The sequence below is a fragment of the Ferruginibacter profundus genome (assembly GCF_054783275.1).
In genome coordinates this window covers 1,040,474-1,058,914 of the sequence record NZ_BAAGQW010000001.1, presented here as the reverse complement: position 1 = coordinate 1,058,914, position 18,441 = coordinate 1,040,474, and the positions used below count along the sequence as shown (strand labels likewise).

Below are 18,441 nucleotides of genomic sequence, written 5' to 3'. Positions count from 1 at the left end.
AACCGAACACCTATGGCCCCTGGCGGTGAAAGCAGCTTTGCCGGAATGCAATTACAATAATAATAACCTCTTTAAGCGGATAATTATCCCCAACGGATTCATCCTGAATTCCTGATTCAATTTCGGATTATTTACAGCCATTTAAAAACGGTGTATGAAAAATACCATTTTTCAACAGCCACATTCCCGTGCAATAAGGTTATGGCACTGGCTTACAGCAATAGTTACAGCGCTTTTATTATTTACTATTATCGTGAGCAAATCTTTTTTAAGCGGCTGGCATGCCGGTTATGTAATTGATCATGCTGCCCTGGGTGGTGGTACCAAACTAAACGTAGCGCAGATCAATATTATAGTTGATGCACTACGCAATACCATCTGGAAATGGCATACCAGGTTTGGTTATGTGTTAACTGGCTTGCTGGTTTTCAGGATACTGCTGGAATTTTTTCAGCCCCGTAAACAACGTTTTATTTATAAAATGAAAAATGCGTTTACTGCATATAAAAGCAATGACAACAAAAAAACGGCCCGTCATTTTCTTATAGTAAGATTTATTTACCTGCTCTTTTATGCTCTCATTATTGTAATAGCCGGAACAGGGTTGTGGTTATCTTTCAATAACGATGTGCCCCCGGGCCAAACTCCACTCCATCATACCATACACGATGTTCACGAAGCCTGTTTTAATTTTTTACTGTTATTTCTGCTGCTACACCTGGTTGGAATAATAAAAGCAGAACGGGGTCAACATAAGAATATCGTATCCGGAATGATACATGGCGGAAAAGCGATGGATAATGAACCCGGCCTGTAAACCTGCCTGGCACTTTTTAAAGCTTTTTAATAAAAGTATGCCAATGTAATTTCTCATTGGTAATTGTAGTGTAAATTCACCGCATGAAAATTGCATTCTTCTCCACGCAACCTTACGACAAGGAATATTTTAAACGCTATAACCTTCAGCACAAGATCACATTTTTTGAAGCACAGTTAAATGAGCAAACGGTAAATCTTGCCAAAGGCAATGATGCCATCTGTGCTTTTGTAAACGACAGGTTGAATGCCGAAGTAATTAAAGCATTAGCAGAAACCGGTGTTAAAATTATTGCACAACGTTGTGCAGGTTTCAATAATGTTGATCTTGTTGCAGCAAGAGAAAACAATATGGCTGTGGTACGTGTACCGGCTTACTCACCGCATGCAGTAGCAGAACATGCGCTGGCATTGATCATGACGCTTAACCGCAAAACGCATAAAGCCTATAACCGTGTACGGGAAGGCAATTTTTCACTCGATCGCTTAACCGGTTTTGACCTGTACGGTAAAACTGTTGGCGTAATTGGTACCGGTAAGATCGGGCAATGCTTTGCACATATCATGCTTGGCCTTGGTTGCAAAGTTTTGGCTTTTGATATCATTGCCAATAAAGAGCTTGAAGCAGCAGGCGTTGAATATTTACCATTGATGGAAGTATTGCAGCAAAGCAATGTTATTTCTCTTCATTGTCCGCTAACGGAACAAACCAAACATCTCATCAACAGTACTACATTGGATATGATGAAAGATGGCACCATGCTCATTAATACCAGCCGTGGTGCATTGATAGATACCAGGGATGCTATTGAAGCATTGAAAAGAGGAAGGCTTGGTTATTTAGGCATTGATGTATACGAACAGGAAGAAAAATTATTCTTTCACGACCTGAGTGAAAATATCATTGAAGACGATATCATCATGCGCCTGCTCAGTTTTCCCAATGTGCTCATTACATCCCACCAGGGGTTTTTAACTGACGAAGCACTCACCCAGATTGCATTGGTAACCCTGCAAAACCTCAGCGATTTTGAACAAGGTAAAAAACTGGAAAATGCAGTGTAATCACTAAAAGATCGCTTTGTACAAAAAGAAACATCCATTTTAAATATCTTTTTACCGGATTAGCAGCATCAGGTAAAGCCCTCATGCGCTTTCCTTATATAACTTAAATGCCTGTTTGGTTTAAAACAGTGCATTAAAAATCTCTGTGTTTAAACAATTCTTTTCCTTAAATTGCTTATTACTTTAACGATCTGGTATGAAACAAATCTTCCTTGTCCTTTCTGTTTTTATTTTTTCTACTGCCACCGCACAACAATGGCAATCACTTTTTAATGGCAAAGACCTTAGCGGCTGGAAACAAATTGGTGGTGCTGCCCAATACAAAGTAAGCAATGGCGAAATAATGGGCATATCTGTGGCCAATACCCCCAATTCGTTCTTAACTACAGAAAAAGATTATGGCGATTTTATTTTTGAAACAGAAGTAAAATTAGATGCTGCAGTAAACTCCGGCATACAATTCAGGAGCGAAAGTGTTGCCGGTTATCAAAACGGAAGGGTACATGGCTACCAGATGGAAATAGATCCTTCTGCTCGTAAATGGAGTGGTGGTGTTTATGATGAATCAAGAAGAGGCTGGTTATATCCCATGGAATTGAATGAAAAAAATAAAATGGATTTTAAAACCGGCCAATGGTACAAATACAGGATTGAATGTGTAGGTAATAATATAAAAACTTTTATCAACGGCAAACTGATGGCGCAGGTAATTGATGATGTTACTGCAAAAGGTTTCTTTGCATTGCAGGTGCATTCAGTTGGCAGTGAAGCCGAAGCCGGAAGAGCTATCCACTGGCGCAACATCCGTATTCAAACTTCCAACTTAAAAACAACACCTGACAACCCCGAATTACGTGTGGCTAATTTTATTCCCAATAATATTTCTGCTGCCGAGGCAAAACAAGGTTATAAATTATTATGGGATGGTAAAACCACCAATGGTTGGAGAGGAGCAAATAAAGAAAAATTTCCTGAAAAAGGCTGGGAAATAAAAGATGGCGAATTGCATGTGCTGTCATCTGCAGGTGCCGAATCTCAAAACGGCGGCGATATTGTAACCACCGGCGAATACGGTGCTTTTATTTTACAATTCGATTTTAAAATAACCGACAGTGCCAACAGCGGCGTAAAATATTTTGTTACCGAAAAAGAAAAGAGCAGCGGTTCTGCTATAGGGTTAGAATACCAGATACTGGATGATGAAAAACATCCTGATGCCAAACTGGGTTCTATTGGTAACAGAACACAGGCTTCCCTATACGATCTTATACCGTCTGTAAAACATCCCAATGCCAAAAGAAATATCGGCGAATGGAATAAGGGTATGGTGGTGGTTTATCCTGATAATCATATTGAACACTGGCTGAATGGCATTAAAGTACTGGAATACCAGCGTGGCACACCATATTATTATGCGCTGGTGGCAAGAAGTAAATATGAAAAATGGCCCAACTTTGGGATGGCCGAAAAAGGGCACCTTTTATTACAGGATCATGGTAATCATGTAATGTTCAGAAGCATTAAAATAAAAGAACTGCAATAATATTTAACTACTAAAACATTTGTTATGCCATTAAACCGCCGCAGATTTTTAAAACAATCCACCAAAGCAGGTATTGCTTTGTATGCCGGTATTGCCGGGCTCAATGCAAAATCCTATGCCAACATTTTAGGCGCTAATGATCGTGTAAGGGTAGGCGTGGTAGGTTTTTCTGACCGGTTCAGGAACTCTCATTTCCCTTCCTTTATGAACCATCAGCAAGAGCTGAATTTTGATATTGTAGCGGTATCGGATATCTGGAAATTAAGAAGAGAAATGGGGGCAGATTTTTTAAAAAGCAAAATGGGGCATGATATCACTGCCTGTAAAAACAATGATGAGTTATATGCATTAAAAGACCTGGATGCTGTGTTCATCAGCACTGCCGATTTTCAACATGCATTACATACTATTGAAGCGGTTAAAAATAAAAAAGATGCTTATGTGGAAAAGCCTTTTGCAGAAACAATGGAGGATGCAAGAGCAGCATTAAAAGCCGTAAAAGCCTCACAACAAATTGTGCAGATAGGTTCGCAACGCAGGAGTGGCGCCAACTATCATGCAGCTGCAAAATTTATACAGGATGGAAAATTTGGTCCCGTTACTATGGTGGAATTATCATGGAATGTAAACCAGCCCGGCCGCTGGCGCAGGCCCGATTTAGTTGCGCAATGCAAAGAGGAAGACCTGGATTGGAAAAGATATTTAATGAACCGGCCTTACGAAAAATTTGATCCCAGAAAATACCTGGAGTACCGTTTGTTCTGGCCCTATTCATCCGGCATGCCCGGTCAATGGATGAGTCACCAGATTGATACGGTGCATTGGTTCACCGGTATGGAGCATCCGAGAAGTGTGGTAGCCAACGGCGGTATTTATCAATGGAAGGACGGCAGAAAAAACTGGGATACTACAACTGCTGTATTTGATTACGGTCCTGAAAATGACGCCAGCAACGGTTTCCAGGTAGTATTCACTTCACGTATGCACAATGGTGATGAAAATCCTTCTGAAATTTATTATTCCAATGGTGGAGAATTAAACCTGATCACCAATAAAGTTTCGCCAAAGGGCGGCTTAACACAAAAGATGGCGGAAGCAATGAATATGCAGGCCAACTTATTGCCTGAGCTTAACCTTTCTGATATTGCAGTAAAAGCCGTGGCTTCTGCCAACACAGGTGCAGATATTTTAACTTCCAGCCACGTACGCAACTGGATGGAATGTATACGCAGCCGCAAACAACCCAACGCTCCGGTTGAAGCTGGTTACATGCATTCCATTGCCTGCATCATGGTAAATGCAGCAGTACGCACCGGGCAAAAAGCTACTTTTAATACCACCACACAGGAAGTGATGGCAGGAGGAAAAGTGTTTAAATACTAAAACGTCAATCGTGAATGGTCAATCGTGAGTGGTGAATCGTGAATTTGCACGCTGTGGTCAAAAGCTGCAACGGGAACAGTTAACTCATCATTTACGATTGACTATTCACGCCTCACGTCTCACTAACTTACCTGTACTGTCCTGATTCAGCCCGTTATTTTTACAATTGGCCGCCAGTTATTTCCGGTTGCAGCGTCTAATGTTAAATAACTAACCGGTATGAGGAAATTTTGCCTGCTTTTTCCCCTGACAATTTTATTATGGACGGCCACACAGGCGCAAAAAACAACCGGATTGATAAAGGGTGTGATAATGGATACTACCGGCAAACAACCCCTGGCCGGCGCTACTGTATCTGTAATATTTACAAAGGATTCCACCATGGCCACTTTTGCCGTGAGCGATAAGGAAGGCCTGTTTGAAATAAAAGATCTTGCCAGTGAAGCGTATAAGATTCATATTACTTTTAAAGGCTTTGAGCCTTACCAGAAATCATTTGTTATCACCGATACAAAGCAAATAATTGACCTGGGTAAAATAATAATGAAACCCGACCTGCATACACTGGATACTTTTGTGGTAACCAGCGATGTGCCTATCCAGATAAAAGGCGATACTACACAGTTTAATGCTACTGCGTTTAAAACCGTACCCAATGCCACAGCCGAAGACCTGCTGAAAAAATTACCCGGTGTGGAAGTAGATGTTGATGGCAATGTAAAAGCACAGGGCGAAGATGTAACAAAGATATATGTGGACGGTAAGGAGTTTTTTGGTAAAGACCCTAAAATGGCTACCAAGAATATTACAGCAGACATGATACAAAGTGTACAGGTATACGATGACATGAGCGACCAGGCAAAGTTTACCCGTATTGATGATGGCAGCCGCAGTAAAACCATCAATATTGTACTAAAGAAAAACCGCCGTAAGGGCTATTTTGGAAAAGCAGTAGCCGGCGTGGGTGATAATGAACGTTACCTTACTTCGCTTACGGCTAACCGTTTTAACGAAACCAGGCGTATTTCGCTGGTGGCTTCTTCCAATAATATTAATAAGCAGGGCTTTGGCTCCAACGATATTGTAAGCCGTATGGGTGGCTATAGTGGTGGCGGGGCACGTACTGTAAGTACCGGTGCCCGTGGTGGCGGCGGTGCTGTTGCAGGTAATGGCCTTACTACTTCTTCTTCAATTGGCGTTAACTATATCGATAAAATAGGCAGGAAAATAGATGTTACCGGAAGCTACAATTATTCTGAAACCCGTAACCGGAGAGAACAAACCAGCTACAGGGAATCTACCTTTTTTAATGATTCTTCTGCAACAGAAAACAGCAGTAATATATCCTTGAATACCAACCGCAATCACCAGGTTAATGTAAGGCTGGAATTTTATATTGATTCAATGAATTCAATTTTGTATACGCCGAATATTTCTTTTCAGCATGCTGACAGTTATACCGAAGTCAATTCATCCGCGATGGCCATTAAACCTTCGGTTAAATATTTATCCAATAGCCGCAATGCTGTTTATAATAGCGAAAGAGATGGTTCAAGTATCAATAACGAATTGCTTTACCGCCGGAGGTTTAAAAAGGTTGGCCGTACATTTACTTTAGGATATTCCAACGGCATTGACAAAAGTACCGGCAGTGGTACCAATATTTCTCCTATCATATTTTATAATGCAGATGGTTCTGTTGCTGCCACGATTGACCAGAATTTTGAAAGTGCACAAAAAACAAGAAGCGCCAATAATGTGATCACCAGTTCTTTTACCGAAATGTTTGGTAAAAATATAATACTGGAAATGAATTATGCTTACACCAACAGGCACAGTACTTCAGATAAAGATGCTTACGACTATAACGCTTCTTCCAAACAATTTGATATCATTAACAGGCAACAGACCAATTATTTTGAAAATGATTTTATAGCACATCGTTATGGAGGCAATTTCCGTTTCCAGAAGCTTAAATATAGTTTCCAGGTGGGTACTTCTGTACAAACATCGCAACTGGATAATAAAAGCATCCGCGGTATTTACCAGGTTAATGGTAAGGATTCTGTCATCAGGACCAAACAGGATTATACCAATCTTTTCCCTACCGCTAATTTTACCTATAATTTTTCCAGGAAAACCAATCTTGCCATTCATTACCGTGGCCGCACCAACCAACCAACAGTCAACCAGTTGCAGGATGTACCCGACCTTACTAATATTCTGCGTATCAACATTGGTAATCCCGGTTTAAAACAGGAGTTCGGGCATAATGTAGATATCAGTTTTAAAACTTTAAATGCGGTAACGTATAAATATTTGAACATTACACTTAATGGTTCGCAAACCAGCAACCGTATTGTTAACAGCACCGACAGTTTAACTTTAACTACGTTGAAAAATCTTGGCTTACCCGATTCTTTGTTGCGCCCGGGTGTACAGATCATCAGGCCATTGAATTTAAACGGTGCTTACAATATGTCTTCTAATATTACCGTGGGCATTCCGTTTAAAAAAATGAAGGGCAGCAGTGTGAACTTTACCAATGTGGTCAATTACAATCACAGTTTAAGTATGCTGTACAAGCAACTGAATGTTACCAACACGTTTACGCTATCGCAATCGGCCGGTGTTAATCTTGATATCAAAAACAAATTCAATTTTGGACTAAGGGCAAGGGTAGCGTACTCCCAGGCAAGGTATAGTATAGCACAGGGTAAAAATAATACCGATTATTATACGCAGACCTATTCAACGGATATGAATTATTACATAACCAAAACGCTGATCATTTCCACTGATTTTGATTATATCCGTTATACCGGCCAGTCTGCGGGGTATAACAGAAATATTCCATTATGGAATGCTAATCTTGCCAAACAACTTTTTAAAAAGAAGAACGGGGAGGTTAAGTTTTCTGTAAATGACCTGCTTAACCAAAACCAAAGCATAACCCGTATGCAGGGAGAAAATTATTATTACGACAGCCGGACGGTGGTGTTAAAACGCTATTTCTTACTGACCTTTACCTATAATTTAAACCGCTTTGGGGGAAGGCCGCCGCAGGGTGCTGGCGGTAATAACAGGATGCAACGGGGTAACGGAGGTGGAAATGGCGGCAACAGAAGAGGAAACTGATCAATCAGTTCGCCATTGTAATTGCAGGTAATTTTTTAAAACTATACCTTACTCTGTTTCGTACATGCGTAACCGGTTATTAAGCTGCACAATTTGTTGTTGCATGGCATGTATGCGCTGCAGCAGGTAGGTGATGGTTTCAATACCTTCCAGGTTAATATCCATTTCGTAATATAAACGCACCAGTTTTTCCAGCCGGTTTAATTGATTAACCGGCACAAATGTTTTTTCTTCCGCATGAATGATCTCTACAAGCCCGCTTTGCTGTAATGCATAAATAAAAGACAGCTCAATATTATGGTGCATACAAAATTCATCTGCAGGTATCATTTCTTCTGTTTGCATACAAAAGGTTTTATTTGAGTTTTGATAATTGAGTGAATAATGCTTTTTGTTCTTCTGTAAGATTAACGGGTAATTTTACTTCGTAGGTCACATACAAATCGCCGGCTGCTCCTTCTTTTTTGTACACCGGAAATCCTTTTCCTTTCAACCTTATTTTTGTGCCGCTTTGTGTTTCAGGATTTACTTTCAGTTTTACTTTTCCATCTAAGGTGTCAATAGTAGTTTCTCCGCCCAGTAAGGCAGTATACAAGTCGATGTTTTCTGTAGTAAACAAATCGCTGCCCGAACGTTTAAAGCGTGGGTGAGGGGCAATGGAAAATGTAATATACAGGTCGCCCGAAGGGCCGCCATTTACACCGGGAGCCCCGTATCCCTTTAACTTTATGATCTGTCCGTTCTCAATTCCAGCAGGAATAGTGATGCGGATATTTTTCCCGTTTACAGTAAGTGTTTGCTGGTGCGTTTTCATGGCATCAGTTAAATTCAGCCTCAGCTCAGCATTATAATCCTGTCCACGATATTTAGCCTGGCTTTTCCTGCCGGAGCCGCCAAACATCGATTCAAAAAAACTGGAGAAATCACTGTCATCATCTCCCGAAAAACGATTGTCGCCTGCATAGCGGGAACTGGTTCTGGCTTGTTGCTCAAACTGATCTGCATGTTGCCAGTCCTTTCCATACTGGTCGTATTTTTTTCTTTTTTCTGCGTCGCTTAATACTTCATTGGCCTCATTGATCTGTTGAAATTTCTGATGGGCATCTTTGTCGTTCGGGTTAAGATCCGGATGCAGCTTCCGGGCCAGTTTACGGTAGGCTTTCTTAATGTCTTCTTCCGAAGCATTCTTATCAACACCTAAAATTTTGTAATAATCTATAAATTCCATCGGGCTGATTTTTGGCTTTTGATAATACCCTGCAAAGGTAGGTTACATCAATACAACAGGGATTGTTTTTTTAAACAACCTTTGGCAAAAGCAGGTTTTAAATATGTGAATTATGCAAATTGTTTACAATGTTGTGTAACGACACCAATAAATAATTTTCCACCTTTGCATTACCTCACTTACACAAGAATAACCTTTTCTCATATGCAGTTAGTTTTTGGTAAAACCCCTGTTTCTACAGGGGTTTACATTTTCAGGCATATAAAAAAGAACTAAAAAAAATCCCCGGTATTTTACAACCGGGGATTTTTGCTTTTATAATTTCAGTGCATTATTCTTTACTGATCTTTTTATTGATCACACCGTCTTTAGTTTCGATACGTAAAAAATATTGCCCTGCGGCTACATTATCAAGTGGCAAACGATAGCTGTTTCCGGCAGGTACAACATCGGCAACCAACTGGCCGGTGCTGCTGTACAATTGAATGCGGCTCATTGCAGACCTCGATTGTACCAGTACAAAAGCGGAAGCCGGATTAGGTGTAATGCTGATAGTATTGGGATTATCAATTTTTATAGCCACCGTTTTGCTATAACTATACCGGCCATCCACATCTACCTGTTTAATGCGGTAATAGTTAAGTCCGTCTGCAGGGAAAGGATGATTTTGTGAATAGGCTTTCTGTGCTGTATTGGCAGCAGATGCCGGCACTGTATATAAAGGTGAGAATTTAGTGCCGTCTACGCTATATTCCACTTCGTAACGGCTTACATTAATCTCATTTTCCACTTTCCAGTTTAATGCAACCTGTTTGTTGGTTTTTAATGTGGCTGTAAAGTCGAGCCAGGTAACAGGCAAAGGGCCGGCAGCGGCACAATTAGCCAATGATACACTAAGGTTGTATGACGAACCTGAAGTGGGCAATACATTTACATCATGTACCACAATGGTAAATGGCTGCCCTGCTGGAGCTGTAAAACTATATTGCATAGAAGCGCTGGATGATCCCGGGTCGGCCAGGTAATTGGTACTGGGTGTTGCAGGAACAAAACCCACATTATTAAATGCAGCGGTATAAAGGTTAACACCATTGGCTGCAGTAACAATTACCGTAACACATTGGCTGGTAGTATTGGTATTGGTAAACGTATATGCATCATATTGCCTTGAACCTACCGCTGTGGTTAAGCCGGGGTTTGCTTTAGGAACCGCACAGGTAGAAGATACCCCACTTCGGCTAATCCTTCCCGTTTGTTGTCCTGAAGTGGACGTAAATCCTGCACCTGTTGGGGGTACAGCACCTAATGAGGAATTGATACTAAGGCCGGGTTGAAAACCAAGTGCTTTCCTTATAAGAAATACTTTAGGGCTGGTGCCGCCACCGCCAAAAGTAACGGTTAGTGTAAAATTCATTATTGCACCACAGGCTAAAGCATTACTTACTGTAAATGCATAAGGCGTACCGGTATTGGTGGCATTGCCTCCCGATGCAGTGATAGTGCCATAGGAGGCGTTACCCTGTGTAATGGTTACTCCTGCCGTGGAGGAAGTAAGTACGGCAGTAACACCGGTAGCATTTACCAGCGAAGGGTCTGTTAACTGAACCAGCATGGTACCGTTTTCGCCCGGCTCCACATAGGTATTACTATTGGTACCGGTTGCACCTTCCGATACGGTTACAGTGCCTACAACAATATTGGAAACAGGAGTGGGGCTTAAAGATTGCATGGCCTGGAAAGCCTGGACAATACCACTGCCACTTAAATTATCGTAACCTGCACCTTCAATGTCTAATGCGGTAGACACCAACGCCGTTCTTATTTGAGCGGCGGTTAATGCAGGGTTAGATGATTTTAATAAAGCCGCAATAGCACCTGCATGAGGCGCCGCTGCAGAAGTGCCATAAAACGGGTTCAATCCGCTGCTAGCCCCCAATGTAGTGGAAACACCATCGGCTGCAGTGATATCCGGTTTATTGCGTACGGTACCACCGTTAGTACCAAATAAAAAATTACCCGGTGTGATTGCCGTACCTGTTGGATTGTAAAACACACGACGCAAACCATCAGAGCTGAATGTTTCTACCTGGTTAGCAGCTACAAATACTCCGGGAAAAGGGCCTGGCGAAACAGCTGGCGTTGCAGCCACGCTAAACGCATTTACTGCAGCAGTATGCCCATGTATCTGTCCGTTGGTGGCTACCGTAAGTGTTCCCCTGATGGTATTGATGGCAAATGCCCTTACTGCAGCCGCAGTTGTTTTATAAACAATTAAACGGTCGCCGGCCACAAGTGTGGGGGATGCCGAAACCTGTTCGTAGGGGTTTTGTGTGCCCGATTGTACGTTGGTGGAAGATCCTTTTATTGTTCCGCCGGAGCTTACCAGGAACAGGTCATAATCATTACCTGAAGCACCCGATGGATCGGCCCAGTTTAAATTGTATACTGTATTTTTTGACAGGATAATATCGCCGTTAACCGGTGTGCCTACTGTACCAAAATTGTGAATGGTGCCGGTTTTTCCGCCCGGCGGATTAAATACAGGCGATCCTGCATCATTAAAATCTCCTTCATAATATCCCGAAGTGCCTTTTCCCAGGGAACCTTCGTTTCCGGCAGAAGAAAAATACAAAGCGCCTCCGGCAGTAACTGTATTTACAGCTTGTGCAACAATACCATCCTGGAAAACCGGTTCATCAAAATAAAAAATATCGTCTATGATAATGTCGCAATTGTTGGGTGCATTACGCAAAGCAGTAATGTTGCTGGCAAATGATGCTTCGCTTATAAATGCAGAAGCAAAATATAATTGTGCTTTCGGTGCTACATCATGAACGATCTGCAACATGGCTCTCCCTTCATCGCTACCCGTTGCAAAATCAACCAGAACGGTTACCGGTGTGGTATTGCCAAGTGGGTTGCCAACGCCCGGCAATTCGCCATTGGCAACATCGGTTGCGGCAACGCCCAATGCGTTATAGCTATCAGATAATACGCCGATCTTTATACCCTGACCTTCGTATCCGTAAGTATTTCTTACATCATCTGCACGGTGAGCATGGTCGCCCTGTGAATTTACAAGTCCTGTTAAAATATCTTCGGTTGTGTTATACTGCTTTAAATAATTGGTTAATTGGGCACGTACTTTTACGGCACGTTGTGCAAAAGGAATACGAACTTTTTTGGGCGTAAAAGAAAACGCCTTTTGTAAGATACTGTTTACATGCGGTTGCATGGGCATAGCGGCTACCACAGGATGCGGCAGGTGTGTGTTATCCGACCCAACCGTCATTGCAATTACAGCGGGTTGTATAAAACTTACATCAGTATGTGCTGCTAATGTTTCTACTGCCGACAGATTCAGCTCGGCCCTGATGCTGTGGTATTCCCACGACGGGTATATCACATGCCCGCCCAGCGCTTCAATCTTTGCCAGCAGGTCTTCTGTAACAGTGGCACTGATATCTACGGTAAGTTTGCCGGTAGCATCTGCATTTACATTGGCGGGTTCAAGATCTACACCATCCACCATTTTTTGTCCGCGGCTTTCTCTTACAGCCTGCAGCAAACGGGAATCAATTTTTTGCTGTGCCGGGGTACGGGAATTTTTTTCTCCCAATAGCAGCTCTATGTCATGCCTTAATTTAGGACTTTCCTGGGCCTTAACAGTATTGACAGAGCAAATCAATACCATAGCAATGGCACATAAGATGTAGCACTTAGATCTCATAAAATCAGTTTTAGTAGATAATAATAATAAAAGCGGTGCAGAGAAGGATTTTCCAGGAAAATAGATGGGCCTATAAAAGTAATAGAAAATCTGGTTATTAATAGTTTTTATTTATTCATAATTACTTTTATTTTTTTTATGGCCCTGCAGTCAGAAGAAAATACCCGTAGCAGGGTATACCACACCGGCTTTTGATCGTATACATTTATACAAAAATTATAGATGAAAAAATTATGGAAGCTTTTGACTGTTGTATTGTTTTTACAAACGGCAGCTACGGCACAACAAAATAATAATACAGAGTTGCCCGCCATTACAGCTGCCAATGCCCGAGCCTTTTTTATTCCTGCAACAGTGTGCAGCAGTTTTAAAATTACGGAGGCAAAAGGCGATGCCTGGATGAAGGTATATAATAACACGGCCGGCGACGCTAAATTGCAAAGGGTAAATGACATCCGCTGGCAGGCTGCATCAAAAGAAGAAGCATTGCAATGGTACCAGGATAATATTACTATGTTGAGTGAAGGAGGAAAAGACATTACAGACCAGGTGAGCAAACCTGCTGGAGTTGCCGCGTGGAATGTATATGAAGCCAGTGATGCCATGAAAAAGATGATGGCAGGCATGGGGATAAAACAAAATCAGTACACGTATACTTTTGTAGCAGATAAATATGTGGCTAAAATATTTGTTGGCGTAAATGATGCAACCTCATTAAAAGAAACCTGGAGCTTTGTAAAAGAAGGATTGATTGCTGTACTTAAAGCAAGCGGTAATCCTAAACTGGCTTCGTTGGTATTGTAGTCGTGAATCGTCAATCGTGAAACGTGAGTAACAGTCTTCCGGTTAAGCAGCTTTCAAAAATAAAAAACTATTTCACCACGCACAACTCACCACTTACGAATGAGAAATTTGCATGCTTTCGATGCCCCCCATTCACGATTCACGCCTCACGTCTCACGATTCACGCCTCACGCCTCACGATTCACGCCTCACGAAATTCCCTGTTAGTAGTATTGCAGATACACCACCAATTTATTAATATTGAGGCATAAAATTCCTCATGATAAGAAGGGCTGTGTATACATTGGTACTTTGCTATGCAGCAGTGTTTGCACATGCGCAGGTAAAGCTGGATGTAAAGAGCAGCAATAACGGCATTCAGTATGGCTTCGGGGTAAAGGCCCAGGTTGAATTCAGCACAGTACAACAAACACAACCACCACATATAAGGATTGCTGTAACAGGAGGCATTGGTTCTTCTTTTATTGATAATAATATTTATCCCACGCTTAATACAGAATTGCAATTGTATACTAACGGCCTGGGCAGCAGTAAGCCCGGTAAAAAGAAGCCGTGCGTAAATATTGATTTTGTTACCGCACTTACTTTGACCGCCGGCGTAAAGGATTTTTTGCAGCAAAACCGGCAGCAACTTTTCGTCAACCGCAATGTGCCCCTTTATTATTTTGCTGATTTTGGTTTGCCGGCATTAAAAAATCCTTTTGCATATTCTTTCTCCGTGGGTACCAATTTTATTTTTAACAACGATCCTGGTAAGCAATTTCAACGAACCGGTTTTGTGAATTTTCATTTTAACCGTTTCCAGTTATCGTATTCCAACGACGGTGGTGTGCCTTTATCCAATATTTATTTGGGAGACAGGAAAGACCGTTATTATACCGGAAGCGTATTACTCAGTTATCATGGCCGGCCATACACTGCCGTAAACCTGGTAGAATTGAGTTATCATAAATTTACCGGTTATACCCAAAATGCTTTTGAAGCCAGCAACCAGTTTGATTTTGCCTATGTGAATTACAAAAAGACGGAGCAACGCTATTACAATAAAAGTTTGTTTACGCTCAATATTGCCAATCCTGTAAAAGGTTATGGAATAAATGTAAAATTGTACAATAAAACAAAATGGGATGTGCAACACCTGATCCACTGGTCCATTTACAATTCCTATCATATTGTTCCGTATAAAGAGCACCTGTCGTTCAGTGGTACTTATTACCTGTCACAAACAACCATTGGTTTAAAATGAAAAGCATAAGTACCATATTATTTTGTGCCGCCTTATTTTTTTCCTGTGCCAGGAAGTTCAGCATTTCTGCTGCCTTTAGAAAAGGAATACCGGAAGGGATGCAGCAACTGGTATTAGACAGCAGTTACCATCTTTACATCAGGGAAGTGTTTTTAGATACCAGCGATGCCGGCGATAAAATGGTACTCATCAATAATAATAATTCCACTGCAGGCAATAAATTAATTGAGATTGAATACCTGCTATTATCGCAGCTACAAAACAAGGCTGTGTATATTGCCACCATACCGGATAAGTATCAAACCTATTATGCAAAAAAAGCAAAGTACCTTACAAGAGAATATCTGAATGCTTACGATTTCAGCACTTTTCGTTTTGGGAAAAGGGCAACAGGCGACAGTGCCATAATTTTTGAAAACACCATTACCAGGCACAGCGATACCTGGAATTACAAAATTGAAAAAGACAGCATCTTACATGTGTATGAAGTAGTGGAACGCATCAACGGCGATGCCGGTAACGTATACTTTGCCGATGAAGCATTAAGCCGTAATGCAAGTTTTGTACGCACAGATAGTTTTCGTATTGCCTTCAGAAATATGGATAAGGAAAAGAAGGTGGAAACAAAAAGAGGACGGCCGCCACTGCAACGCTTCAGCAAAGACAATATTATTTATTACCGTAACGATGGAAATAAATACACCATTTATTTCAGGTTTAATAAAACCCTGCCTCCACGCTATAAAGATTCAACGATCAGCTTTGGCAATACCCGGCTGGTAAATGCTCCTTTCTAAAAAAATCCCTGTCATTATAAATTTGAAAACTGTGAAGATATCCGTACCTTAATGGTACAGAATATTTGTATCTGCACCCATCCAAACCCGTTTTTTAGACATCTATTGTAAAAATATCTTTACCCGCAGGCATCCTATGCATGCTCTTGTACGTATATAAGATTGACTGCTGTTTTCTGGTATTTAAACTTTATCTTTAGTAACACAACTTTTTCATGTGCTGAATTTTAAAACCTTTATCTGTAACCGGTTTTATTGTTTTTCAAAGCAAATACTATTTGCTGTTGTGTTCTTTACTTGCAGTATCACTTCCCCTGCACAGGATTGCCCGCCTAATATAGATTTTGAAGAAGGTACCTTTAACGGATGGACCTGCTATACCGGAGGTGTTGCCGCTGTTGGCGGCCAGAATGTAATTTCATTAACAGCATCGGGGCCTATTGCAGGAAGGCATACCATAATGTCTGCTTTCCCGGGAGATGGTATGGACCCTTATGGTAATTTCCCTGTTAACTGCCCCAACGGAAGCGGCCACTCCATTAAATTGGGTAACACATCCGGCGGTGCAGAGGCTGAGGGTGTGTCCTACGAATTTGTTATTCCTGCCGGTGTTAATGAATACAACCTTATCTATCATTATGCCGTGGTTTTCCAGGATCCTAACCACCAGCAATATGAGCAACCCCGGATGGAGATAGAGATCACCAATATAACTGATAATAAGATCATCACCTGTTCTTCATTTGCATTCTTTCCTTATGGTACACCTTTACCGGGTTTCGAAATGTCAGAAAATCCCGGAGGCAGTACTCCCGTGTGGTTTAAAAAATGGTCGGCGGTATCTATCAATTTAGATAATAATGCCGGAAAGCGGATACGTTTATTTTTTAAAACAGCCGATTGTACTTTCAGAAGGCATTTCGGGTATGCATACATCGATGTTAACTCCGAATGCAGCGGCAGGTTTGAAGGCGCTTCTTTTTGTCCCGATGATTCAACAGTGAATGTAGTAGCGCCTTACGGCTACCAGGGCTATACCTGGTACAACAGCACTTTTACACAGGTATTGGGTACACAGCAAACGCTTACATTTACGCCACCGCCTGTAACGAGTATGTCTGTTGCCGTTGTATTAACGCCGTATGATGGTTACGGTTGTGTAGATACTTTATATACCGATATCACGGATAATTTAGTTGTGGAAGCCAATGCCGGGCCGGATACGGTTTCCTGCAATCATAATCCTGTACCCATAGGGTCGCCACCAAAGCTGGGTGTAAGGTACCAGTGGTCTCCGGCTACCGGGCTTTCCAACCCGGATATTGCCAATCCTCTTGCTTTGCCAGATGTTACCACCACCTATGTACTAACGGCAAGGAGTAACGGCGGAGGCTGCCTGCATACTGATACCGTAATTGTAAAAGCGGCATTGGTAGATAACAGCATACAATTACTGGGCAAAACTGATTTTTGTATTGGCAGTGGTGATAGCGCCGTACTGGTGGTGCAACCGGCAGACAGCATTCAATGGTTCAGGGATAATGTGGCTATACCTGGCGCACATTCCACCATTTACAGGGTTACACAAACGGGATTGTACTATGCCATACTATTTGGCGGCAATGGCTGCTCTTTAACTACAGTAACCAAACAGATCAATATTGCTTCTGTGCCGGTATCCGCTTTTTCTGTAAACAAACCCAACCAGTGCCTTTTTGGTAACCAGTATATTTTAAAGAATAACAGTACCAATGCTGTTGGAGACATGATATACAAATGGACCTTTGGCGATGGCAACGAAGCCACTACAAGAGATGTTACCTACAGTTATAAAAAAGCAGGAAAATACACGATCAAACTGGTCGTGAGCAGTATCAGTGTTTGTGCAGATAGTACCAGTTTTGATATCGTTATTTATCAAAATGCTGTAGCCGCTTTTGCCGTAGAGCCTACCTGTGTTAACCTGCCGGTGCTGGTAACCAATAATACGCAGGACACAGTTGGATCACCATTAAGTTATTCCTGGTCTTTCGGAAACGGGCAGACATCACTTGTAAAAGATCCGCCGGCACAAATTTATACGGCGGCAGGAATTTACAATATAAGCCTGGCAGTAAGCTCTGCACAATGTCCTTTTCCTGTACACACCACTACGCATACCGTTGTAATAGACAGGCCTAAACCCGGCACTACCTATCCTTTGGAATGGGCTGTGATCAACTTACCGCTCGACCTGCATGCCAGGTCTTTCGGTGAAACTGTTTTATGGAACCCGGCTGTTAATCTTGATAATGCTTCCAGTTTCAACCCGGTATTTAAAGGAACCACCGAACAATTGTATACCATTGATATCAAAACAAAGACCGGCTGCCTTACCACCGATACTCAAATGGTAAAGATTGTAAAGAGCATTGAGATTTTTGTACCCAATGCGTTTACACCTAATGGTGATGGCTTTAATGATGACCTGAAACCGGTATTCTATGGTATCAGGCAATTGAAATATTTCAGGGTGTATAACCGCTGGGGGCAATTGTTTTATCAAACCCAAACCATGAAACAAGGCTGGGATGGTACTTTTAAAAATGTAAAACAGGAGATGCAAACCGTGGTATGGGTATTGGAGGCTTTAGGCGTGGATGGTGTTATGTATACCAGGAGAGGAACAAGTATTTTACTAAGGTAAGAGAG

The 18,441-nt window shown here is 41.7% G+C and carries 12 protein-coding genes; 9 read left to right on the top strand and 3 right to left on the bottom strand.

What is annotated here, in order from left to right:
* Positions 1-154 precede the first annotated feature (154 nt).
* The 5 genes from ACYVM0_RS04445 (at position 155) to ACYVM0_RS04425 (ending at position 7,945) form a co-directional block, all read left to right on the top strand.
* The gene (locus ACYVM0_RS04445; RefSeq protein WP_460553068.1) at positions 155-817 is read left to right on the top strand and encodes a cytochrome b/b6 domain-containing protein; all 663 of its coding nucleotides are present in this window, start codon (positions 155-157) and stop codon (positions 815-817) included.
* A gap of 83 nt (positions 818-900) precedes the next feature.
* A complete protein-coding gene (locus ACYVM0_RS04440; RefSeq protein WP_460553065.1) occupies positions 901-1,881 on the top strand; it encodes a 2-hydroxyacid dehydrogenase in 981 nt (326 codons plus the stop codon).
* 196 nt (positions 1,882-2,077) lie between these two features.
* Positions 2,078-3,424 carry a 3-keto-disaccharide hydrolase gene (locus tag ACYVM0_RS04435; RefSeq protein WP_460553062.1) on the top strand — a complete coding sequence of 449 codons (1,347 nt, stop codon included), beginning with the start codon at positions 2,078-2,080 and terminating at the stop codon, positions 3,422-3,424.
* A gap of 24 nt (positions 3,425-3,448) precedes the next feature.
* Positions 3,449-4,807: a Gfo/Idh/MocA family protein gene (locus ACYVM0_RS04430; RefSeq protein WP_460553059.1), complete on the top strand. Its 1,359-nt coding sequence runs from the start codon at positions 3,449-3,451 to the stop codon at positions 4,805-4,807.
* Between the two features lie 219 nt (positions 4,808-5,026).
* Entirely contained in the window at positions 5,027-7,945 is a 2,919-nt protein-coding gene (locus ACYVM0_RS04425) for an outer membrane beta-barrel protein (RefSeq protein WP_460553056.1), read from the top strand.
* Positions 7,946-7,993: 48 nt separating this feature from the next.
* Here ACYVM0_RS04425 and ACYVM0_RS04420 read toward each other — a convergent pair whose 3' ends face one another.
* The 3 genes from ACYVM0_RS04420 to ACYVM0_RS04410 form a co-directional block, all read right to left on the bottom strand.
* Positions 7,994-8,290 carry a chaperone modulator CbpM gene (locus tag ACYVM0_RS04420; RefSeq protein ID WP_460553053.1) on the bottom strand — a complete coding sequence of 99 codons (297 nt, stop codon included), beginning with the start codon at positions 8,288-8,290 and terminating at the stop codon, positions 7,994-7,996.
* A 10-nt stretch (positions 8,291-8,300) separates the two neighbouring features.
* On the bottom strand, positions 8,301-9,173 hold the full coding sequence (locus ACYVM0_RS04415) for a J domain-containing protein (protein WP_460553050.1): 873 nt from the start codon (positions 9,171-9,173) through the stop codon (positions 8,301-8,303).
* A gap of 331 nt (positions 9,174-9,504) precedes the next feature.
* Positions 9,505-12,903: a S8 family serine peptidase gene (locus ACYVM0_RS04410; RefSeq protein WP_460553047.1), complete on the bottom strand. Its 3,399-nt coding sequence runs from the start codon at positions 12,901-12,903 to the stop codon at positions 9,505-9,507.
* 222 nt (positions 12,904-13,125) lie between these two features.
* On the opposite strand from ACYVM0_RS04410, the gene ACYVM0_RS04405 reads away from it, so the two are divergent.
* The 4 genes from ACYVM0_RS04405 (at position 13,126) to ACYVM0_RS04390 (ending at position 18,436) form a co-directional block, all read left to right on the top strand.
* Positions 13,126-13,707 (top strand): hypothetical protein, encoded by a 582-nt coding sequence (locus tag ACYVM0_RS04405; protein WP_460553045.1) that lies wholly within the window; start codon positions 13,126-13,128, stop codon positions 13,705-13,707.
* 259 nt (positions 13,708-13,966) lie between these two features.
* Complete coding sequence (locus ACYVM0_RS04400; protein ID WP_460553042.1) at positions 13,967-14,953, top strand: polymorphic toxin type 23 domain-containing protein; 987 nt, start codon at positions 13,967-13,969, stop codon at positions 14,951-14,953.
* Positions 14,950-15,750, top strand: coding sequence for a hypothetical protein (locus ACYVM0_RS04395; RefSeq protein ID WP_460553039.1), 801 nt, complete (start codon positions 14,950-14,952; stop codon positions 15,748-15,750). Before ACYVM0_RS04400 ends, ACYVM0_RS04395 begins: the two co-directional genes overlap by 4 nt.
* 286 nt (positions 15,751-16,036) lie before the next feature.
* Entirely contained in the window at positions 16,037-18,436 is a 2,400-nt protein-coding gene (locus ACYVM0_RS04390; protein ID WP_460553036.1) for a PKD domain-containing protein, read from the top strand.
* Positions 18,437-18,441: the final 5 nt, after the last annotated feature.

Excerpts from the sequence above, each read along its gene's own strand:
- ACYVM0_RS04445 (WP_460553068.1), top strand. The coding sequence starts at position 155 with ATGAAAAATACCATTTTTCAACAGCCACATTCCCGTGCAATAAGGTTA.
- ACYVM0_RS04440 (WP_460553065.1), top strand. The coding sequence starts at position 901 with ATGAAAATTGCATTCTTCTCCACGCAACCTTACGACAAGGAATATTTT.
- ACYVM0_RS04435 (WP_460553062.1), top strand. The coding sequence starts at position 2,078 with ATGAAACAAATCTTCCTTGTCCTTTCTGTTTTTATTTTTTCTACTGCC.
- ACYVM0_RS04430 (WP_460553059.1), top strand. The coding sequence starts at position 3,449 with ATGCCATTAAACCGCCGCAGATTTTTAAAACAATCCACCAAAGCAGGT.
- ACYVM0_RS04425 (WP_460553056.1), top strand. The coding sequence starts at position 5,027 with ATGAGGAAATTTTGCCTGCTTTTTCCCCTGACAATTTTATTATGGACG.
- ACYVM0_RS04420 (WP_460553053.1), bottom strand. The coding sequence starts at position 8,290 with ATGCAAACAGAAGAAATGATACCTGCAGATGAATTTTGTATGCACCAT.
- ACYVM0_RS04415 (WP_460553050.1), bottom strand. The coding sequence starts at position 9,173 with ATGGAATTTATAGATTATTACAAAATTTTAGGTGTTGATAAGAATGCT.
- ACYVM0_RS04410 (WP_460553047.1), bottom strand. The coding sequence starts at position 12,903 with ATGAGATCTAAGTGCTACATCTTATGTGCCATTGCTATGGTATTGATT.
- ACYVM0_RS04405 (WP_460553045.1), top strand. The coding sequence starts at position 13,126 with ATGAAAAAATTATGGAAGCTTTTGACTGTTGTATTGTTTTTACAAACG.
- ACYVM0_RS04400 (WP_460553042.1), top strand. The coding sequence starts at position 13,967 with ATGATAAGAAGGGCTGTGTATACATTGGTACTTTGCTATGCAGCAGTG.
- ACYVM0_RS04395 (WP_460553039.1), top strand. The coding sequence starts at position 14,950 with ATGAAAAGCATAAGTACCATATTATTTTGTGCCGCCTTATTTTTTTCC.